17 protein-coding genes and 2 pseudogenes are annotated in these 19,256 nt (G+C 64.7%); 12 read left to right on the forward strand and 7 right to left on the reverse strand.

Translation table 11 applies throughout. From position 1 onward, the window contains the following. Positions 1-24 precede the first annotated feature (24 nt). On the forward strand, positions 25-1,566 hold the full coding sequence (locus FJ423_RS03545) for a trimethylamine methyltransferase family protein (RefSeq protein ID WP_140839256.1): 1,542 nt from the start codon (positions 25-27) through the stop codon (positions 1,564-1,566). 9 nt (positions 1,567-1,575) lie between these two features. After that, positions 1,576-3,066 carry a D-aminoacylase gene (locus FJ423_RS03550; protein WP_140839258.1) on the forward strand — a complete coding sequence of 497 codons (1,491 nt, stop codon included), beginning with the start codon at positions 1,576-1,578 and terminating at the stop codon, positions 3,064-3,066. Here the strand turns inward: FJ423_RS03550 and FJ423_RS03555 are convergent. Genes FJ423_RS03555 through FJ423_RS03585 form a run of 7 tightly spaced genes read right to left on the reverse strand, consistent with a single transcriptional unit; the run spans position 3,051 to position 10,173 of the window. After that, a complete protein-coding gene (locus FJ423_RS03555) occupies positions 3,051-3,716 on the reverse strand; it encodes an isochorismatase family cysteine hydrolase (RefSeq protein WP_140839260.1) in 666 nt (221 codons plus the stop codon). The genes FJ423_RS03550 and FJ423_RS03555 overlap by 16 nt on opposite strands. Next, entirely contained in the window at positions 3,713-4,990 is a 1,278-nt protein-coding gene (locus FJ423_RS03560; protein WP_140839262.1) for a Zn-dependent hydrolase, read from the reverse strand. The genes FJ423_RS03555 and FJ423_RS03560 overlap by 4 nt, the downstream gene beginning before the upstream one ends. Next, a complete protein-coding gene (locus FJ423_RS03565; RefSeq protein WP_140839264.1) occupies positions 4,987-6,147 on the reverse strand; it encodes an FAD-binding oxidoreductase in 1,161 nt (386 codons plus the stop codon). Before FJ423_RS03565 ends, FJ423_RS03560 begins: the two co-directional genes overlap by 4 nt. Further along, positions 6,144-7,463, reverse strand: a complete 1,320-nt coding sequence (locus FJ423_RS03570; RefSeq protein ID WP_140839266.1) for a Coenzyme F420 hydrogenase/dehydrogenase, beta subunit C-terminal domain — start codon at positions 7,461-7,463, stop codon at positions 6,144-6,146. Before FJ423_RS03570 ends, FJ423_RS03565 begins: the two co-directional genes overlap by 4 nt. Before the next feature lie 7 nt (positions 7,464-7,470). Beyond that, the gene (locus FJ423_RS03575) at positions 7,471-8,385 is read right to left on the reverse strand and encodes a nitrilase-related carbon-nitrogen hydrolase (RefSeq protein ID WP_140839268.1); all 915 of its coding nucleotides are present in this window, start codon (positions 8,383-8,385) and stop codon (positions 7,471-7,473) included. Further along, the gene (hydA, locus tag FJ423_RS03580; RefSeq protein ID WP_140839269.1) at positions 8,370-9,800 is read right to left on the reverse strand and encodes a dihydropyrimidinase; all 1,431 of its coding nucleotides are present in this window, start codon (positions 9,798-9,800) and stop codon (positions 8,370-8,372) included. Before hydA ends, FJ423_RS03575 begins: the two co-directional genes overlap by 16 nt. A gap of 22 nt (positions 9,801-9,822) precedes the next feature. Continuing rightward, the gene (locus tag FJ423_RS03585; RefSeq protein ID WP_095768554.1) at positions 9,823-10,173 is read right to left on the reverse strand and encodes a RidA family protein; all 351 of its coding nucleotides are present in this window, start codon (positions 10,171-10,173) and stop codon (positions 9,823-9,825) included. Positions 10,174-10,466: 293 nt separating this feature from the next. Between FJ423_RS03585 and FJ423_RS03590 the strand changes: the two genes are divergently transcribed. From FJ423_RS03590 to FJ423_RS03635, 10 genes and pseudogenes are all read left to right on the forward strand, one after another. Beyond that, positions 10,467-11,654 (forward strand): MFS transporter, encoded by a 1,188-nt coding sequence (locus tag FJ423_RS03590; protein ID WP_246680075.1) that lies wholly within the window; start codon positions 10,467-10,469, stop codon positions 11,652-11,654. Then, positions 11,654-12,415, forward strand: coding sequence for an SDR family oxidoreductase (locus FJ423_RS03595; protein ID WP_140839273.1), 762 nt, complete (start codon positions 11,654-11,656; stop codon positions 12,413-12,415). Before FJ423_RS03590 ends, FJ423_RS03595 begins: the two co-directional genes overlap by 1 nt. Positions 12,416-12,439: 24 nt before the next feature. Beyond that, the gene (locus FJ423_RS03600; protein WP_140839275.1) at positions 12,440-13,462 is read left to right on the forward strand and encodes an NAD(P)-dependent oxidoreductase; all 1,023 of its coding nucleotides are present in this window, start codon (positions 12,440-12,442) and stop codon (positions 13,460-13,462) included. Between the two features lie 11 nt (positions 13,463-13,473). Then, positions 13,474-14,403: a polysaccharide deacetylase family protein gene (locus FJ423_RS03605; protein ID WP_140839277.1), complete on the forward strand. Its 930-nt coding sequence runs from the start codon at positions 13,474-13,476 to the stop codon at positions 14,401-14,403. A 3-nt stretch (positions 14,404-14,406) separates the two neighbouring features. Next, positions 14,407-15,741, forward strand: a complete 1,335-nt coding sequence (locus FJ423_RS03610; RefSeq protein WP_140839279.1) for a dihydroorotase family protein — start codon at positions 14,407-14,409, stop codon at positions 15,739-15,741. 5 nt (positions 15,742-15,746) lie between these two features. Then, positions 15,747-16,520, forward strand: a complete 774-nt coding sequence (locus tag FJ423_RS03615) for an SDR family oxidoreductase (RefSeq protein WP_140839281.1) — start codon at positions 15,747-15,749, stop codon at positions 16,518-16,520. A gap of 20 nt (positions 16,521-16,540) precedes the next feature. Beyond that, a pseudogene (locus FJ423_RS03620) lies at positions 16,541-16,687 on the forward strand (MucR family transcriptional regulator); the annotation flags it as partial. A gap of 570 nt (positions 16,688-17,257) precedes the next feature. Beyond that, positions 17,258-17,404, forward strand: a pseudogene (locus tag FJ423_RS34030) (Arm DNA-binding domain-containing protein); the annotation flags it as partial. 476 nt (positions 17,405-17,880) lie between these two features. Then, positions 17,881-18,183 carry a helix-turn-helix transcriptional regulator gene (locus tag FJ423_RS03630; protein WP_224625796.1) on the forward strand — a complete coding sequence of 101 codons (303 nt, stop codon included), beginning with the start codon at positions 17,881-17,883 and terminating at the stop codon, positions 18,181-18,183. A 320-nt stretch (positions 18,184-18,503) separates the two neighbouring features. Next, positions 18,504-19,241: a heme-binding protein gene (locus tag FJ423_RS03635; protein ID WP_140839283.1), complete on the forward strand. Its 738-nt coding sequence runs from the start codon at positions 18,504-18,506 to the stop codon at positions 19,239-19,241. Positions 19,242-19,256 lie beyond the last annotated feature (15 nt).

The raw sequence follows: 19,256 nt of genomic DNA on the forward strand, positions 1-19,256 counted from the left end.
GAACAAGAATCGAAGGGGAATGCTATGTCACAGGACAGGCGCAGCGGTGGCCGCAGATCGAAGCTCGGGCGCGGTGGCGGCGGCATCGCACAGCTGCCGTGGCAGAGCGTCAAGAACCCCTACCCGCCTATGCAGCTCCTTGACGAGGAACGCATGGAGCAGTTGCACAAGACCTCGATGCGCATCCTGTCGGAGCTCGGGATCCGCGTCATGAGCGAAAAGGTTATGGACCTGTTCGCCAAGGCCGGCGCCATCGTCGATCGCGAGGAGCGGACCATCCGCATCGACGAGAGCATCGTGACGGAAGCTCTGAGCAACGTGCCCTCCTCCTTCACGCTGACCAGCCGCAATCCGGACAAGCAGATCCATTTTGGCGGCAATTCGCTGGTTTTCGGGCTGGTCGCCGGTCCGCCCAATGTGCATGACCGCATCAACGGCCGCCGTCCGGGCAACCTCCCAGACTACCAGAACTTCATCCGGCTGGCGCACCACTTCAACGCCATCCACATCATCGGCAACCAGGTGGTGGCGCCGATCGAGCTGCCGGCGAATTCCCGCCATCTCGACACCTACCATGCCAATCTGACACTGAGCGATCTCTCCTTCCATTGCACGGCGATCGGCCGCGCCAGGGCGATGGACGGCATCAACATGATGGCGATCGCGCGCGGCATCTCGGTCGAGGAGATGCGCGCCTCGCCGGGCGTCACCACGATCATCTCGATCAACTCGCCGCGCCTGTTCGATGACGCGATGGCGGAAGGCCTGATCGCCATGGCCGAGCACGGCCAGCCGGTGACGGTGACGCCCTTCACGCTGATGGGCGCGATGACGCCGGTGACGCTGGCCGCCGCGCTCTGCCAGCAGAACGCCGAGGCGCTGTTCGGCGTGACGCTGACCCAGCTCGTCAACCCCGGCACGCCGGTGATGTACGGCGCCTTCACCTCCAATGTCGACATGAAGTCGGGCGCGCCGGCCTTCGGCACGCCGGAAAACGCCAAGGCCAACATCATCGCCGGCCAATTGGCGCGGCGCTACAACCTGCCCTACCGCACCTCAAATGCGAATGCCTCCAACGTGGTCGACTTGCAGGCCGCCTACGAGACCGAAATGGCGACATGGGGCGCGGTGCTCGGCGGCGCCAATTTGATCTATCACGCCGCCGGCTGGCTGGAGGGCGGGCTGACGGCGTCCTACGAAAAGCTCGTGCTCGACGTCGAGATCCTGCAGAACATGATGGAGTTCCTGCGGCCCTTGCCATTCCAGGAGGACGACCTCGGCTTCGAAGCCATCAAGTCGGTGCCGGCCGGCGGCCATTTCTTCGGCGCCGAGCACACCATGTCGCGCTACACCACCGCCTTCTACCAGCCGATGCTCTCCAACTGGCAGAACTACGGCGCCTGGCAGGAAGCCGGCGGCAAGGATGCGCTGGAGCGGGCGACAGAGCTCTGGCAGCAGGCGCTGCACGACTATGAGGAGCCGGTCATGGATCCTGCAATCCGCGAGGAGCTCGACGCCTATGTCGCGCGCCGCCGCGAGGAGATCTCCGCCAATCCGGAAGCTTAGGACACTACAATGCCTTACGACCTCGTTATCCGCCACGCGACGCTGATCGCCGGCGACGGCTCGGCACCGTTCGAGGCCGACATCGCCGTTACCGGCGACAGAATCGCGGCGATCGGCCGGCTGGACGATGAGCACGGCATCGAGGAAATCGATGCTCTGGGCAAGGTCGTCGCGCCCGGCTTCATCGACGTGCACACCCATGATGACGGCGCGCTGCTTTCGCCGCGCGGCATGGACCCGAAGATCAGCCAGGGCGTGACGACGGTGATCGCCGGCAATTGCGGTGTCAGCCTGGCGCCTCTGCTGCTCGACAAGACACCGCCGCCGCCCTTCACGCTGGTCGGCGGCCGGGAGAACTTCCGCTTCGGCCGCTTCGCCGACTATGTTGCGGAGCTGAAACGGCGCGGCATCGCCACCAACGCGGCCCTGCTCGTCGGCCACACCACCTTGCGCCAGCGCTGCATGCCAGTGACCGACCGTCCCGCAAACTCAGCGGAAACGGCGGCAATGCAGGAAGCGGTGGCCGAGGCGATGGCCGAGGGTGCGTTCGGCCTCAGCAGTGGGCTCGACTATCCGCCGGCCGTCAACTCGTCGACCGAGGAGGTCAAGGCGCTGGCCGCCACCGCGGCGGGCCTTGGCGGCCCCTATGTCACCCACACGCGCAATTATTTCGAGACGATGGACGAGGCGATCGAGGAAGCGATCGACATTGCCGGTCATGCCGGCGGCAAGCTGTTCATCTCGCACCACCAGTGCACCGGCCGCGCCAATTTCGGCAAGAGCCGGCCTTCGCTGGAGCGGATCGACCGGGCGCGCGAGACGATGGACATCGGCATGGATGTCTATCCCTATGCCGCGAGCTCGACGGTGCTTCGGCTGGAGCGCTGCGACACGGGCCTGAAGATCCTCATCACCTGGTCCGATCCGCATCCTGAGATGGCGAGGCGCGAGATCGCCGACATTGCCCGCGAATGGAACTGCACCGAGCGCGAGGCCGGTGAGCGGCTGTTGCCGGCAGGTGCCGTCTATTTCCAGCTCGATGAGGAGGATGTGCGCAACATCATCGCCCATCCGCGCACCATGATCGGCTCCGACGGCCTGCCGCACGACATCCACCCGCATCCGCGCCTCTGGGGTACTTTTCCGCGCGTGCTCGGACATTACGCGCGGGATATAGGGTTGCTCACTCTGGAGGAAGCCGTGTTCCGCATGACCGGCCTGCCTGCGCGTGAATTCGGCATACAGGAGCGCGGTATTCTCGCCGAAGGCAATTTCGCCGATCTCGTCATCTTCGACCCCGAGACGATCATCGACACCGCCACCTTCGAGGAGCCGCGCCGGCCCGCCGCCGGCATCGACCATGTCTTCGTCAACGGCGTCTCGGTCTGGCGTGGCGGCAGAGCCACCGGAGCGCTGCCCGGCGCGGTTCTCAAGCCTTCGGCTTCAAAGACGATATTCAAAGGCGCATGCGGCTGCGGCGCCGGTCACAGCGCCTCATAGATCCGGTCTACGCTCTCCAGCGTATAGGCGAATTCCACCGGCCGCGTGCAGCGCCAGCCTTCGAAGGGCTGTTCGGCAAGCGCCTTCAACGCCTGCCGCAGACGCAATATGCCGCCGCCATAGAGCCGGTTCGCCATGTCGAGCATGCCGGTGCGGTGCATGGCTTCCGTCATGCTGCCGCAGGCCTCTTTCACCAGCCAGACGCGAAAACCCTGATAAACCGCATCGAACACGCTCTCCGTCACACAGCTGTCGGTGAGCACGCCGGTGACAACAAGGTTTTCAACCCCGAGCGCGGCGAGGCGCTGCGAAAGACCGGTGCGGCGAAAGGCGCTCGGCCAGTGTTTGTGGATGACGATGTCGCCGGGCACGGCCGCCACCTCGGCGCAGATTTCCGCGCCTTCGCTGCCCGCGACGGCGGAGCGGAATTCTTCGGTCAGGATCTCCTCCTGACGCGCGTAGCCTTCACGCTCTTCCGGCTTGACCCAAGCCTGAGCGTGGATGACCGGCACGCCAGCCTTGCGGGCGGCCTCGATCAGCGCTGCGGCATTGGCCAGCACCGCGTCGTAGCCGACGACCGGCCATGCCGCGCCGGGTCGGTACTCATTCTGCAGGTCGATGACGAGCAAGGCAGTCTTGGCGAGGTTCATGGCTGATCCAGGAGATTGTCGAAGTCGGTGACGAAGCGCAGAAGCAGACGTATCGCCTGATCGAGATCGGCGATCTCCATCGCTTCATGCGGATTGTGGCTGCCGTTTTCGTTGCGCACGAAGAGCATGGCGGTCGGAATGCCCGCGCCGGCGAACGTGGCCGCATCGTGCCCTGCTCCGCTCGGCACATGCGGCGCCCTCATCTGCAATGCGGTCGCGGCGCGGTCGAGCCTAGCGATCAACGCCGGCGACATGGTCGCCGGCTCCCAGGTGAAGCGCGGGCCGGTCTCGAAGCTCACCCGACGCTTGCCGCCAACCTCCGTGAGAATAGTCTGCAGCCGCGCCTCGATCCGCTCCAGAACGGCCGCCTCGGCGCTGCGCACATCGAGTGTGAAACCGAGCTCACCCAGAACACGGCTGCCGCCATGCTGCGTCGGATCGGACTGCACGCGGCCGAAGGTGATGGTGGCCTCACGCCCTTCGCGTTCGAGCGCATCCCATTCGGTTTCGAGCGCGGCGACCAGATCGGCAAAGCCAAGCACGCTGTCATGCCGGGCAAAGCGCGGCTCGGCGCCGGAATGGGTGTAGGCGCCAAGGCATTTCGCGTCGACATAGCGGAAGCCGCCGGCGATCCCGGTGACGATGCCGACCGGCGCTTCGGCGGCGGTCAAGCGTGGCCCCTGCTCGATATGCACCTCGACAAAAGCCGCGATCCGGCCTGCATCGATGCCCGGCATGCCCCGCCGCACGACATCAGGGTCGAAACCTTCCTCGCGCATGTGCTCGGCCAGTGTGCGGCCGCTGTCGGAGCGCCTGGCTTCGAGCGCCCGTGGCTCCAGCAGGCCAAGCGCTGCCTGGCTGCCGGGGTAGGACAGCGGAAACCAGACGGCTTCCTCGGCGCGCGTCACCAGCACGATGAGGTCGCGTGGCAACCGGATGCCCTGCCCGACCAGTTCGGCCATGACCGCCAGGCCCGCCACGACACCGGCGGCGCCATCGAAATTGCCGCCATGCGCCACGCTGTCGAGATGCGAGCCGATGACGATCGCCGGCAAATCCGGGTCACGGCCTTTCAGCGTCAAATAGAGGTTGCCGGCGGCATCGACGCGCGCGACGGCGCCGAGCTTTTCCGCCTCCTTGCGCACAAAGTCATGGGCGAAGCGCTCGCCCGGCCCGTAAGCAACGCGCGTGATTCCCGGCGCGTCCGTCGTGGCTTCGGCGAGTGCGTTCAGGATACGTCCCGCCAGTTTCCCACCGGCCGTCAGTGAGCTCATGGCGCGGCCCGTCGAGCTTCGCCCTCGGCGCCGCGCAGCCGGTGCGGCGTCAGATCGTCCAAGGAAACGCCTTGCCTCGCGACATTGTCCGGCAGGCCGCCGCCGGCGATCAGGCTGGCGCAGATGCGCGACAACGCCGGCGAGGTCTTGATGCCGTAGCCGCCCTGCCCGACTAGCCAGACGAAATCCGGAAATTCGTTATCCGGCCCGACCACTGGTGACCCGTCGGCGACAAATGTCCGCAAGCCCGCCCAGGAGCGCGACACGCGCTGCACCTCGATTGTCGTCGCCCGTTCGAGACGCTCGGCGCCGATCGCGACATCGATGTCTTCGGCAAATGCGTCCATCGGCGTCGACGGCGTGGCGTCGGCCGGCGACACGAACAATTGCCCGGCATCCGGCTTGAAATAGAATTCCGCGCCGACATCGTTGACCAGCGGCCAGTCGCTAATGTCGACACCCGCAGGTGCGGGAATGTTGAAGGCGGTGCGGCGCTTTGGCTGCAGGCCGACCGGGCGCACGCCAGCCATCGCAGCGACCTCGTCGCCCCAGGCGCCAGCCGCATTGACGATCAGCGGCGCAAGGAATGTTCCCGCCTCCGTCTCGACCCGCCATAGACCGCCCTGTCGGCCGATGGTCCGTACACCCGCCTTGGTGACGATGCGCGCGCCATGCGCTCGCGCGCCGCGCAAAAAACCCTGGTGCAGGCCGTTGACGTCGATGTCCATCGAATGCGGTTCGATATAGGCGCCGGCGAGGTAGTCCCGGCGCAGCACCGGCACGCGCGCGATCGCCTCCGCCGGCGTCATCGCGACGATCGAGGGAACGAGCGCCTGCGCGGCCGCCAGATCTTCACGCAAAAGGTCGAGTTGGTCGGTGCGCGCCACGGTGATCATGCCGCGCTTGCTGAGCAGCGGATAATCACAAAAACCCGTCGGCGGCTCGGTGAGAAACGCCCGGCTGGCGAGCACGATGCGGCGGATGACGCCGTTGCCGTAATTCTCCGTGAAACTCGCCGCCGAGCGTCCCGTGGTGTGATAGCCGCAATGGCTCTCGCGCTCGAGCAGCACGACCTTTTTGTCGCGCGAAATCTCGAAGGCAGCGCCGGCGCCGGCCATGCCCCCGCCGATGATGATGACTTCGGTCTGCTCGCTCATCGGCGCTCATCCTCCACGACTATTTTGCGCGGCACAGCTGGCGGCTCGCCCAGGCGGCCGCGCCGGGCGCGATCGCGGGCGCCCCGCCCTTCGGCCAGATTGTCGGCCGGCGAGTTCTGCACGGCGCAATCCCGCAAAGCGAGGTCGCTGACAAAAGGCACCGGCTTGCCTGCGATTGCCATGCCTGTCAGCCGCGCCCACACGGCGCGCCGCTTGCGCACCTGATGCGACTGCAATTCGCTGATCTCGGCCATGCCGCTCTCCCGCTTGATCTGCAGTACTCCAGTCTCAACGGCCGCGTCGAACAGCTCCAGCCCGCGCTTCGTGCGCACGATGATGCCGTTGAGTGGCTCGTCCTCGACGGCCGGTCCGCCGTTCAGCCAGGAATCCGATACCGCGATATCCGCCACCTGGCCGATCGCGTCGGGGCAGATCTTGCAGCGCGGCTGGATCATCCATTTGTCCTCGTCTTCCCACAGCTGCCGGTAACTGATCTCGAAGGCGCGGCCGTCTTTGGTTTCGATGCGATTGAGGCCTGGATTGCCGTGGCCCCGGTAGCGGAAGAGAGACAACTCGTCCTCACGAAGGCCAAAACGCTCCAGCACCTGTTCCGACTTGGTCAGGTCAGAGGCCCCGCCGCAGACGAAGGCGAGCGCATAGCGCATATATTCGTCGACACGCAGATCGAGCCGCGCCAGGTTTCGCACCGTGGTGATGTCGCAGGGCTTGGCGATCAGGGCGAACGGCTCGCCGCGGTCGAGGATGTCATTGAAATCCACCAGCGTCGCCGCCGGCCCATAGCGCGAGCCGGCGCCTTCGAGCACCGAAGCGCTGTCGAAGCTTAGCCTTCGTTCCGTGCGCATCGGCATGGAACGCGAGGCCGCGACGTGCAGCACGAACTTGACCCGTCCCGAGTCGAGCAGGAACTGCCCGAGCGCCGTCAGCGTCCCGCCGCCGGAGCCGATAAACCGCACTGTGGGATTTCCAGCGGAGCCGAGCACAAGCCGTTCGACAGGCCCCCAGACGGTATCCGCTAGCCTGGCCTCGCGCCGTTGCGCCGGAGGCGGACCGGCGATCCTCGTTCCTGGGCAGACGGCGTTGATCTTCGCCAAGGTCGCCTTATCCAGCGCCTGCCTCGCCACTGGCCGCTCTCGGCCTTCCGGCGTTATAACCATCTCGATTTCTCCAGCACCGGCAATCGAGACGCAAAGGCCGCAACCGATGCAAAGTCCGTTCTCCACGATGTCGCCAAGCGACAGCGGGCCGGCTGCGAGCGCCGCGGTGTCCTGGCTGGATCCGGTTTCGATCAGGCCCATCGCGGTCTCAGACAGGCTCCGAGATGCGCTTGTACTGGTCGGGGCGGCGATAGAGCTCGAAGTTGAAATTCACCTTCCGGCAGGTCTCGATCAGATCGAGATCGGCGCGGTGGACAATGACCTCGTCGTCGAGCGACATCGCCTGCGCGGCGATCTCGCCGGTCGGCGCGATGATGCAGGATCCGCCGATCAGCGCTTGCCCGTCTTCCAGGCCCGCCTTGGCGGCGGCGCCTATCCAAAGCGTGTTCTGGTAGGCGCCGGCCTGCATCGGCAGATGATTGTGGAACATTCTCAGATGCGCCAGCGCCGGCGCCTCGTCGAGCAGCAGCGGCGTGTTGTAGCCGAGCAGCGCCACCTCGGCGCCGTTGAGGCATAGCATGCGATAGGTCTCGGGCCAGCGGCGGTCATTACAGATGGCGAGACCTACGCGCACGCCGCGATAGTCGAAGACCGGAAAGCCGAGGTTGCCGGGTTCGAAGTAGCGCCGTTCGAGATGGGTGGTCGTGCCTGCTTCCGGCTCGCTCGAACCCGGCACATGCATCTTGCGATAGCGGCCGATGGAGGCGCCCTCCGGCCCGACCAGATCCATCGTGTTGAAATGGCGCCTGCGACCCTCTTCATGCGCCAGTTCGCAATAACCCAGCGCGAACCCGACCTTCAGCCGCGCGGCGGCATCGCAGAGCCGCTGCGTCTCGGGTCCCGGCATCGAGACTTCGAAGAAGGCATCGATCTCGGCCTGGTCGTCGATGCGCCAGCGCGGGAAGAAAGTGGTCAGCGCCATTTCCGGAAACACCGCGATCTCGGCGCCGGAAGCCGCTGCCTTTTCGAGCAGATGCACCAGCCGCCCGACTGTCTCGGCGCGCGTGGCGCTGCGCTGGATCGGTCCGGTCTGGCAAACGGCGATGGTCAGGCATCGAGCCATGGTGTCCAATCCTCGACTGGTTTTCCCAAAAGCGCCGGATCGGCGGCGGCGCGCGCCACGAATCGCCCGAACCCCGGTTCGGCCTGCAGCTTGCCGTCGGCGACCACCGGCACGCCGCGCACCAGGACGGTGGTCGGCCGGCCGGTGACGACCTTGCCCTCATAGGGCGTGAAATCGACCCGCGAATGCAGCGCCTTGTGCCCGAGCGTCCAGCGCGCAGCCGGATCCCACAGCGCGAGGTCCGCGTCGAGCCCGACGGCGATCCTGCCCTTGCGATCGGCGAAACCGTAGATCGAGGCGGCGTTGCGCGAGGTGAGGTCGAGATAGCGCTCGAGCGTCAGGCGGCCTGTGAGCAGCCCTTCCGAAAACAGCAGCGGCAGGCGTGTCTCGATGCCGGGGATGCCGCTCAGCGTCGTTGTGAAACCGGGTGTTTCGGAGCGGCCGATCTTGTCGGCGAAATAATATGGCGAATGGTCCGACGACCAGAGGTCGATGCCGCCGTTAATCAGCTCCTGCCACAGATGCTCATGGCTGCGCGGCGACCGCGGCGGCGGCGAAAAGACGAAGCGGGCCGCGTCGACTGCGTCGCGGTCGAGGTCAGCCGCCCCAAGAAAGAGATATTGCGGACAGGTCTCGGCAATGGCGTCGACACCGCGCGTCTTTGCCCGCGCCACTTCCTCCGCCGATTGCCAGGAGGAGACATGCACGATGGTCATGCGCGCGCCGGTCATCTCGGCGAAGGCTAAAGCGCGATGCGTCGCCTCGCGCTCCATCGTCTCGCTGTGGGCGACGACATGATAGCGGATATCGGTGCGGCCGAGATCGATGAGCCGCTGTCGCGTGCGCCGGATCGCGGCGTCATTTTCGGCATGGACCATGACGATCCAGCCTAGTCGTCTCGCCGTATCGAGCACTCGGAAGAACAGGTCGTCGTCGACGGCAAAACCCTGATAGGTCATGAACAGCTTCACCGAGGAGATGCCGCGTACCGCAAGCGCCGCAAGTTGCGCCTCGACATCGGCGCCAGTGCCCATGGTGACCACGGCATGCAGCCCATAGTCGATCACGGGACGCCCCGCCGCGCGCTGCAGCGCGCGGTCAATGGCGCCGATGGTGGTCATGTCCTGCCCGGGCATGCCGAACGGGACGATGCAGGTGGTGCCGCCAAAGGCCGCGGAGATCGTGCCGGAATAGAAATCGTCGGCATTACCCGCGCCGCCCCAGACCGGCTGGTCGAGATGGCAATGCGCGTCGATGCCACCGGGCATCACCCAGCTGCCGCCGGCGTCGATCGATTTCCCCCCGGTCAGGCCTTTGCCGATCGCGGCGATGCGGCCGTCGTCGATGCCGATGTCGCACTCGGCCCAGCCGTCGTCGAGCGCCACGCGCCCGCCTTTGATCACCAGCTCATGCATTGGCGTCCCCTCGCCGGCCGGCTCATCCGACGGCCGCCGTCACCATGATCTCGACACGGTACTGGTCGCCGGCAAGCCGCGCTTCCACCGTGGCGCGCACCGGCATGGCGCTCCTGTCGATCCAGGCGTCCCAGGCCGTGTTCATCATCTCGAAATCGGCGATGTCGCGGAGCCAGATCTGGACGCTGAGCAGCTTCGACTTGTCGCTGCCGGCCTTGGCCAGAAGCGTATCGATCTTGGCCAGGATCTGCTTGGTCTGGCTGGTGGTGTCGCCGGAAAGATCATCCGCGGTCAGGCCGGCCACATAGACGGTGCCGTTATAGCGGAGTACCCGGCAGAAGCGCTGGCCGTTTTCGAGGCGTTCGATCGTCATGATGTTCCCTTCCGCTGGGTTCCAGATCCGGTTTTTGCCTATGGTAAGGAGGGTGCAAAACCGCTGTAAAGCCCGCGACGCGCCGAGACGCCGCTTTCCTTTGCCGGCATGGCCAAAAAAATTTAAGCCATAGCCGCGTCAATCTTCGTTTGTGGCAGCCACTATAAAGTGTAGCTTCAGCTCGGGCTGCCGTCGGTCAACGGTGCCGCCAGGGAGCCGCCGCAGCCGCATTCATGAGGTCGATCGCTCAATCCGCGATGAGGCTTTGGCAAAATGCTGAGCGCTCCCGCGCCATGCTGCCGATCATGGTCGGCGTCTGCCTCGCTTGCATCGGCAGCGCCATGCTGACCACCGCCGTGTCGCTGCATCTCGGCAAGCCCGGCATTTCGCCCCAGGTCGTGCAGATCGTGCTGACCGCCTATCCCGTGGGCTTCCTCGTCGGGTGCCTGGTCACGCGCCCGGCTGTCGCCCAATACGGCCACGAGCGCACCTTCGTCGCGATCCTTGTGCTGGCGCTGCTGGCCGCTTCAGGCTTTGTCTTCACCGACTTCCTGCCGAGCTGGATCTGCTTCCGCCTGCTCGGCGGCATGGCGATGGCGTCGTTGTTCGTGGTCTGCGAAAGCTGGATCAACCTCTACGCCGAGCACCACAATCGCGGCGCGTTGTTTTCGCTCTACATGCTGACGACGGCGATCGCCGTGCTGCTCGGACAACTCCTTGTCGGCCTGGTCGGTCCGCAATCGCCGCATCTGTTCCCGGTCGCGGCGGCGACGGTGCTTCTGGCGTTGATCTCCAAATTCATCGGCGGTCGCTGGCCGGCGCTGCCGGCCAGCGATTTGGAGCACGCAAGTTCGGCGAGACCGGTCAAGCGCCTCGGCCCGCTGGCGCTCTTTCGGCTGGCGCCGGTGACGGTCGTGGCGATCTTCCAGGGCGGCATCACCAACATGAACATCTTCGTGCTGACGCCGATCTACGGCACGCAGATCGGGCTGTCGGCGGCAACGACGGTCGGGCTGGTTACGACCATCAGCATCGCCGGCATGCTGGCGCAGACGCCAGTCGGCTGGCTGTCGGACAGGTTTGAGAGGCGAATCATATTGCTTGTCCAGGGCGTCCTGTCCGTCACGCTCTGCGCTGCGATCGCCTGGCTCGGCAATTTTTCGGTGCCGCTGCTCTTCGTGCTGTTCTTCCTCTATGGCTGCACGGCGCTCACCGTTTATCCCGTGGCGATGGCCTTCGGCGCCTCGCAATTGCACAGCCGGCACATGGTCGGCGCTTCCGGCACGCTGCTCCTGCTCTATTCGATCGGCAATGTCGCGACGCCCGGCATTTCCGCCGGCCTGATGGACCGCATGGGCGCGCCGGCCATGTTCCTCTTGCTCGGCGGCGGCGCCGTGCTGGTGACGATAGCTGCCTGCTACAATCTTTTACGCCGGCCGGTCATCGCGCCGGCGATGCAGGCAGTCGAGGAGCAGTTCTGATGACGGATGCAATGAACCGCATGAAGGGCAGCGTCATTCTCATCGCCGGCGCTGCCAGCGGCATCGGTGCGGCGATTGCACGACGCTGCGCTGCCGAAGGCGCAAGCGTCGTCTGCGCGGATTACGATCTTGAGGCTGCGACGAAGCTTGCCGAAGCGCTTGGCCCTGCCGCGGCCGCTTGCCAGTGCGATGTGACGAACATCGAGTCCGCCGAAGCGGCCGTCGCGTTCGCCCGGCAAAAATTCGGCCGGCTCGACGGGCTGGTGCACAATGCCGCGGCCCCCTCCACCAACGCCACCGTCGTCGATCTCGATGAGGGTGCGTGGCGGCACGAGATCGATATCGGTCTGACCGGCGCCTTTCTGATGAGCAAGTTCGCCGTGCCGCTGATCGCCGCAAGCGGCGGCGGCTCGATCGTCTTCATCGGCTCGCAATTCGGGCGCGTCGCCACGACCAAGGCCGTCGCCTATTGCGCTGCCAAGGCCGGGCTGATCCACCTTGCCAAGGCGATGGCCGTGGACCACGCGCCCGACAAGGTTCGCGTCAACAGCCTGTCGCCCGGTGCGGTGGCCACGACCCGCCTGCTGCGCCGGTTCGCCGATTTCGAGGCCGCCAATGCCGGCCTTGGTCCCGCCCATCTGCTCGGCCGCATCGCCGATCCTGACGAGATCGCCGCGGCGGCGGCTTTCCTGCTTTCCTCGGATGCATCCTTCGTCACCGGATCCGACATGCTCGTGGACGGCGGCTATGCGACGCGCTGAGCCCGTATTTTCAAAGGAGTTCCCATGACCCTGCTCGTCACTGGCGGCACCGGCTTCGTCATGAGCGTGGTTGCGCGCGCTTGGCTGGATCGCGACCCTCTGGCCCGCGCCGTGATCCTCGACCGCTCCGGCCTCGACGCAGCCGCTGAGAAGCATTTCGCGCCGGTGCGCGACCGGCTGACGATAATCGCCGCCGATATCCTCGACCCGCAAGCCTGGTCCGCGACGCTCGACCAGCAAGGCATCACGGCAATCGTCCACGGCGCGACGATCACGCCGATCTCACGCGGCAGCGCTTCGGAGGCCAAGCGCCAGCCGGAGGCCGAGGATCCGGCACGCATCGTCGACGTCAATCTGATGGGCACCGTGCGCATGCTGGAGTGGGCGCGCGCGAGGTCCGGCCTCAAGCGCTTCGTCTATGTCAGTTCCGGTTCGGTCTACCGCCACAACGGGCCCGACTGGAGTAGCGAGCCCCTGCCGGAAGACGGCTATGTCGCGCCGCTGACGCTCTACGGCATCTCGAAATTCGCTTCCGAGATGGTCACCAACCGCTATGCCGACCTGTTTAACCTGTCGGCGGTCTCGGTGCGGCTTGCTTCCGTCTACGGACCGATGGACCGCGCCACCGAGAGCCGCAACTTTCGCCATGTCCCCAACCGCGTCGCGCATATGGCTCTGGCCGGCGAGACGATCAGGCCGAACAGCCTGGAGCCTGTCGGCGACTATGTCGCCTCGACCGACGTTGCCGCAGCGATCCTCGCGCTGATCGACGCGCCGCACCTCAATTACCGTCACTACAATATCGGCTCCGGCTCCAGCCAGACCATCGGCGAGATCATCGGTTGGGCAAAGGAACGCGTGCCGGGGCTGAAGGCCGAGGTGACATCAGGAGAAGACGCCAACATCGTCCAGGACGTGGCGCTGAAAGGCGGTATGTGGGGCGCCTATGACATCGCCCGCATCCTGCGCGACACCACATGGCGGCCGCGTCCCGGCAAGGAAGCCTTCCACGCCTATATGGACTGGATTGCCGCCAACGAAAGCTGAGGAGAGTACCGATGCCGATCGATCTCCAGCATGCCCAGCCGCGCGACTTTGTCGGCTATGGCCCGCATCCGCCCTTCGTCACCTGGCCGGGCGGCGTGAAGCTCGCTGTCAACCTCGTGCTCAACTACGAGGAAGGTTCGGAATACAACTGGCTGGATGATGGCCGCAACGACAATTGGGGCGAATACAATCTGACCAGCAGCCCGCCGGTGCGCGATCTCGGCACCGAGACGCATTTTGAATATGGCAGCCGCGCCGGCGTCTGGCGCCTGGTGCGCCTCTTCGATCGCTACGACATTCCGGTCACCTTTTCCGCCTGCGCCGTGGCGCTGGAGCGCAACCCGCCTTTGGTCGAGTGGATGAAGAGCCGCCGCCACGACCTGATGGGCCATGGCCTGCGCTGGATCGACTACACGCTGATGGAGCGCGGCGAGGAAGAGCGTCACCTGCACGAAGCCATCGCGCTTTACGAGAAGCTGCTCGGCAAGCGGCCGCTCGGCTGGAACTGCCGCTCGCTGCCCAGCGTCAACACGCGCGACCTTCTGGTGAAGGAAGGCGGCTTCCTTTACCACTCCGATCCCTGCAATGACGACCTGCCTTATTTCCTCGATCACCGGGGCACGGAGATACTGGTCGTCCCCTACTCCAAGACGCTCAACGACAGCCGCTATCTGGTGGCTCCGGGCTATAGCAATCCCCGCGACTTCGCCGAGGACTGCCGCTCGGCCATCGACTATATGCTCTCCGAAGCCGACGAGACCGGCGGCCGCATGCTGACCATCGGCATCCACGCCCGCTGGACGGGCCAGCCCAACCGCGCATCGGGTCTACGCGAGGTGATCGAGCATGTCCAACAAAGCGACTGCGCCGCCTTCATGCGCCGCGAGGACATCGCCCGCTTCTGGCATGCGAACCATACCCGCATCGAACAGCGCGGCTGAGCGATGTTCGAAACGCTGATCCGCGGTGGAATGGTGGTGAATGCCGAAGGCATCAGCCACAGCGATATCGGAATGGCCGCGGGCAAGGTCGCCGCAATCGTCGCGCCCGGCGAAGCCGCCGAAGCCAGGATGGTCGTCGATGCCTCAGACTGTTTCTTGCTGCCAGGTCTGGTCGATGCGCATGCACATCTGCGCGACCCTGGCCTGACTCAAAAGGAAGATTTCTCCTCCGGCACGCATGCGGCCGCACTCGGCGGCGTGACGACAGTGCTCGACATGCCGACCGATGAACCGTGGACGGCCACGCCAACGCAACTCGCCGACAAGATGGCGATCGCCGAAGGCCGCATCCATGTCGACGTCGGCCTGCAGGCCGTGATCAGCCGCGACCTGTCGCTCATCCCTGGCCTGCTTAGCCTTGCGCCGGTGTCGTTCGAGCTGTTCACCGCCGACGTGCCGGACGCCTTCCTCTTTGCCTCGCTCGACGCGGTCGCCGAAGCGCTCAAAGCTTTTGCCGGTGCCGATACGCTGATCGGCATTTCACCCGGCGATCAATCGATCCTGAACGGCAGCGCTACGCGCGACCGCTCGGGCGCCATCGCCGCCTTTCTGGACAGCCGGCCGCCGCTGGCCGAAGCCAACGGCATCGCCCGCGCCCTTGTCGCCGCGGCCTCGGCGGAGGCAAAAATCCACGTCCGGCAGATCAATTCCGAACTGGGTGTCGAGACCTGGAGCCGGCTGCGCGGCATGGCCGACGCCAGCGTCGAGACGACGCCGCAGAACCTGTTCTTCACAGCGCAAGATTACGAAGCTCTGGGCGCCAATCTGAAGGCTTCGCCGCCCTTGCGGTCGCCGCATGACGTCGATGCGCTGCACGCTGCGCTCGGCGCGGGACTGATCGACATCGTCGCCACCGACCATGCTCCGCACGCACCGGCCGAGAAGGCGGCGCCTTATGCGGCTTTCGCGGACATTCCGGGCGGCATGCCGGGATTGCAGACGCTGCTTCCCACCATGCTGAAGCTGGTCGATGACGGGCTCATCGCCCTCCCCGGTCTGGTGCGCATGTGCTCTCGCAATCCGGCCGAGCGCTTCGGCCTCGGCCGACGCAAAGGCCGCATCGCCGCCGGCTACGACGCCGATCTGCTGATCCTCGATCCGCACCAACCCAGCACGATCGCCGATGCCGACCAGGTGTCTCGGGCCGGCTATACGCCCTTCGACGGTTGGGCCGTGAAAGCGCGCCTTACCAACGTCTTCCTGCGCGGCCGCGAGATCGTGCGCGCAGGCAGGCTGGTCGGCCCGGCGCAGGGAAAGATCGTCACCCGGGAGAGCTGAACACCATGGCCTTGCTCGCAAGTAAAACCGTCATCGTCACCGGAGCGAGCTCCGGCATCGGCCGTGCCATCGCGCTGAAATTCGCGGCGGAGGGCGCGAGCGTCGTCGTTGCCGACATGGTGGAGCAGCCGATCGAGGACGGCGAGAGCACCACCGACATGATCCGCTCGGCCGGCGGCGCTGCAATCCACGTCAAGACCGACATATCCGACTGGAGTGCCGTCGATGCGCTGGTGGGCGCAACGGTTGCGCGGTTCGGTCGCCTCGACGTGATGGTCAACAATGCCGCGATCTACACCAGCACCAACCTGATCGAGACCACGCCGGAACAGTGGAACCGCGTCATCGGTGTCAACCTGACCGGGTTCTTCTACTGCAACAAGCGCGCCGTCACGCAGATGCTGACCCAGGCGCCGGTCAATGAGGTGCGCGGCCGGATCATCAACATCTCCTCGCAGCACGGCATGGTTGCCTGCCCCGGCGATTTTCCCTATTCGGTGAGCAAGGGCGGTATCGTGCAGATGACGCGCCAGATCGCCGTCGACCATGCCGACGACCTGATCGTCTGCAACGCCATCGCGCGGGGCAAGATCATCACCGGCAAGCCGGGCGTCGCCAACGATCCTGATGCGCTCGAGTATTCGCGCCGGCGCACGCCGTGGCCGCGGCTCGGGCATCCTAACGACGTGGCGGGCGCGGCGCTGTTCCTGGCCAGCGATATGGCCAGCTACGTCACCGGGATCAACCTGATGGTTGACGGCGGCTGGATGGCCGGCTGACGAGTGATTGCCGGGCCGCTCTGGCAACCAGGCACGGGATGACGCCTGACGAATACCGGGCGAAGTGGGGACTGGCGAAGGACTACCCTATGGTTGCCCCAAACTATTCGGCCGCCCGATCGGAATCTCGAACTAACGAAGGAAGGCGTCCGGCCTCGAGTTTCTAGGGCGTGGGCAAAGCGCGGGCAAGCCGTGGGCAAAGCCATTTTTTTCGCAATGAAATCAATGGTCATGGTGGGCCCGGAGGGTGTGAGGTCGTCAAGCAAAATCAATGGCTTACAGGATGGTTAGCCAACCCATATCCTTCGTATCGTCTCGTATGGTCTGGCGAACCGGATAAGAACCCGAAATGAGCCACCTTCTTATTCGCTAATCGTAGGTCGAAGGTTCGATTCCTGCCGGGTTCACCACTTGGGCTCGCTATAGTCTCACCTGACGTTGTTAAGGTCGGTATTCCGGGCAACACCGCCCTATCGCTCACTGAAAATCCTCGTGTCAGTGGTTCGAATCCGCCTCTGGGCACCATCCCCTCTTCTCCCGACAGTCCCTATCGCCGAAGCTTCTACGCCGCAGCCTCTGCAACGCCTGAAATTGTTGGCCTTTTCGGGTCAGTTCGCGAATTTGAGCGCGGTTGGGCCGTTTCGAGCGCATTTGTGTCCAACGGCGGGTGGGGATGGTATTTCCGTTGGTATTGGACATCCTGATGGTATCGAGACAGCCAAAGGGAGGTCTCACGAATGGCCCTTTCCAACGTGAAATGCCGGAACGTCCGGCCCGCTTCCAAACTCACGAAATTATCTGACGGTGGCGGGCTCCAGCTATGGGTACAGCCAACGGGATCTCGCCTTTGGCGGCTCGCATATCGCTTTGACGGCAAGCACCGGCGCGCGCCTCCGTGAAGTCGATGCTTGATGCCCAGCTTTCCGCTTGTTGATCGCAACATAGACGTGGGTGCGTCGAAGTTCTTGATTTATGGCGGGCAAAGATCAGAAGCTCTCCAGGATGGCTCCGTATCGCTCGGCCCTACCTTTGAACGGCGATTTAGCCATTAAAGCTACCAATGCGTCCCCTGGACCTCACGACACGCGCAATTACATACAATGGCAAATCCTAATAAGGAAAAATACGCCCACTCCATAAGGGATGACGAGAAGTCCGAGGGCGATCCAATAGCCCGGCTGCGCTATTGCCGCGAAATCTGAGCGAAGCTGTTTCATTGCCATCAAACGATGCGCCAACATCGTTGTTCCAGGGGGGCAACGGTCCGAGCGCAACATGACGTTCCCGTTTTTTGCCAGCAATGGAACATGTTCTTGAGTTTTCAATTCGTGGCAGGATCAAAAAGCAGTGGAGATGTTTGGTGGCTCTTTTAACGCCAGAGCAGGTGACGGCGGCTCGGGCCCTGTTGAACTGGTCTCGGGTCAGCCTCGGGGCCAAGTGCGATTTGAGCGAGGTGGATATTCGCGAATTTGAGCGTGGTGGCCGTCTCCCCTCGCCAGAAAAGCTGCTTGCCGTGCGCCAGGCATTCCGGGCCGCCGGTATCGTGTTTTTCGGCCAGGACAGCTCGGGCAAGCCTGCCCTCCGATTGCAAATACCGGCTCTTGTTCCGATCATCAATCGTAGTGATGGCGGGGCTGGGACAGTCGGCAACAGCGAAATGTAGCCGCTCTTCATCCCGATCGGGGGCGAGCGGTTCGGGGAAATCGCCTCTCAATTAGGTCGAGGTAGCATTGCAAGCCTGCCGCAGCAAACAGTCGAGCTTGCCAACGCTATGGTCCGACCTGTCGCGGACATTTGGTGCGGCCAGTGATCCAAACTGGTTCCGCTGCCCGGCGTCCTTACAGGCCAGCGGTCTTGGTCGGCTACAAACCTCTTCATGAAGGAGGAACAAAGCAGCCGGCTGTCAGTTCGGTAACATTCAACAAGTTGTTCCGGATCATGGCTCATCGTCGGTTTTCGTTGCTAGCTTTGGGCCTTCTGGTCTTGGCGTTTGGCTCGACGCAGCAAAACGCCGCTCACGCGCAAGCGCCCTGCCCGGCCGATCACGACAAGCTGCTTTCGGCCTTGAAGGCCAACGTCAAGGCGAGCGGCGGCCCCGCGAATGGCGGCTTCGAGACCAATGAATGGGCGGCAATCGTTGCCCGCGACGGCACCGTCTGCGCCGTTGCCTTCAGTGGACCCACGGCCGATGCGCAATGGCCGGGCAGCCGGCTGATCGCGGCCGAGAAGGCCAATACGGCCAATGGCCTCAGCCTAGTGAACATGGCGCTGTCGACAGCCAATCTCTATGCCGGGGTGCAACCAGGCGGACCGCTGTTCGGTCTGCAGACCACCAATCCCGTCAACCAGGCAGCGGCTTACACAGGCGACCCCAAGACGTTCGGCAGCGCCAACGATCCGCTGATCGGCGAGCCGATCGGCGGCGTCGTCGTGTTCGGCGGGGGCCTGGCTCTCTACGACGGCAAGGCGATCGTCGGTGGCCTCGGGATCAGCGGCGATTCCTCCTGCGCTGACCACAACGTCGCCTGGCGCGTTCGCGCCGCCCTGGGGCTCAATAAGGTTCCGGCGGGCGTCAATCCCAACCGCAAGGATGCCATCATCTACGATCTTGATCCCGGCGGGAAAAGCGCCTCGGGCTGGGGCCACCCGCTTTGTGCCGGGCACGAGGCCGATATAGCGGCGGAAATCGGTTCCGGCGTCGGAGGTTCGACGCCGAAATGAAGCAAGCAGCGCAAC

This window comes from Mesorhizobium sp. B2-8-9 (assembly GCF_006439475.1).
GTDB lineage: Bacteria > Pseudomonadota > Alphaproteobacteria > Rhizobiales > Rhizobiaceae > Mesorhizobium.

Excerpts from the sequence above, each read along its gene's own strand:
- FJ423_RS03545 (WP_140839256.1), top strand. The coding sequence starts at position 25 with ATGTCACAGGACAGGCGCAGCGGTGGCCGCAGATCGAAGCTCGGGCGC.
- FJ423_RS03550 (WP_140839258.1), top strand. The coding sequence starts at position 1,576 with ATGCCTTACGACCTCGTTATCCGCCACGCGACGCTGATCGCCGGCGAC.
- FJ423_RS03555 (WP_140839260.1), bottom strand. The coding sequence starts at position 3,716 with ATGAACCTCGCCAAGACTGCCTTGCTCGTCATCGACCTGCAGAATGAG.
- FJ423_RS03560 (WP_140839262.1), bottom strand. The coding sequence starts at position 4,990 with ATGAGCTCACTGACGGCCGGTGGGAAACTGGCGGGACGTATCCTGAAC.
- FJ423_RS03565 (WP_140839264.1), bottom strand. The coding sequence starts at position 6,147 with ATGAGCGAGCAGACCGAAGTCATCATCATCGGCGGGGGCATGGCCGGC.
- FJ423_RS03570 (WP_140839266.1), bottom strand. The coding sequence starts at position 7,463 with ATGGGCCTGATCGAAACCGGATCCAGCCAGGACACCGCGGCGCTCGCA.
- FJ423_RS03575 (WP_140839268.1), bottom strand. The coding sequence starts at position 8,385 with ATGGCTCGATGCCTGACCATCGCCGTTTGCCAGACCGGACCGATCCAG.
- hydA (WP_140839269.1), bottom strand. The coding sequence starts at position 9,800 with ATGCATGAGCTGGTGATCAAAGGCGGGCGCGTGGCGCTCGACGACGGC.
- FJ423_RS03585 (WP_095768554.1), bottom strand. The coding sequence starts at position 10,173 with ATGACGATCGAACGCCTCGAAAACGGCCAGCGCTTCTGCCGGGTACTC.
- FJ423_RS03590 (WP_246680075.1), top strand. The coding sequence starts at position 10,467 with ATGCTGCCGATCATGGTCGGCGTCTGCCTCGCTTGCATCGGCAGCGCC.
- FJ423_RS03595 (WP_140839273.1), top strand. The coding sequence starts at position 11,654 with ATGACGGATGCAATGAACCGCATGAAGGGCAGCGTCATTCTCATCGCC.
- FJ423_RS03600 (WP_140839275.1), top strand. The coding sequence starts at position 12,440 with ATGACCCTGCTCGTCACTGGCGGCACCGGCTTCGTCATGAGCGTGGTT.
- FJ423_RS03605 (WP_140839277.1), top strand. The coding sequence starts at position 13,474 with ATGCCGATCGATCTCCAGCATGCCCAGCCGCGCGACTTTGTCGGCTAT.
- FJ423_RS03610 (WP_140839279.1), top strand. The coding sequence starts at position 14,407 with ATGTTCGAAACGCTGATCCGCGGTGGAATGGTGGTGAATGCCGAAGGC.
- FJ423_RS03615 (WP_140839281.1), top strand. The coding sequence starts at position 15,747 with ATGGCCTTGCTCGCAAGTAAAACCGTCATCGTCACCGGAGCGAGCTCC.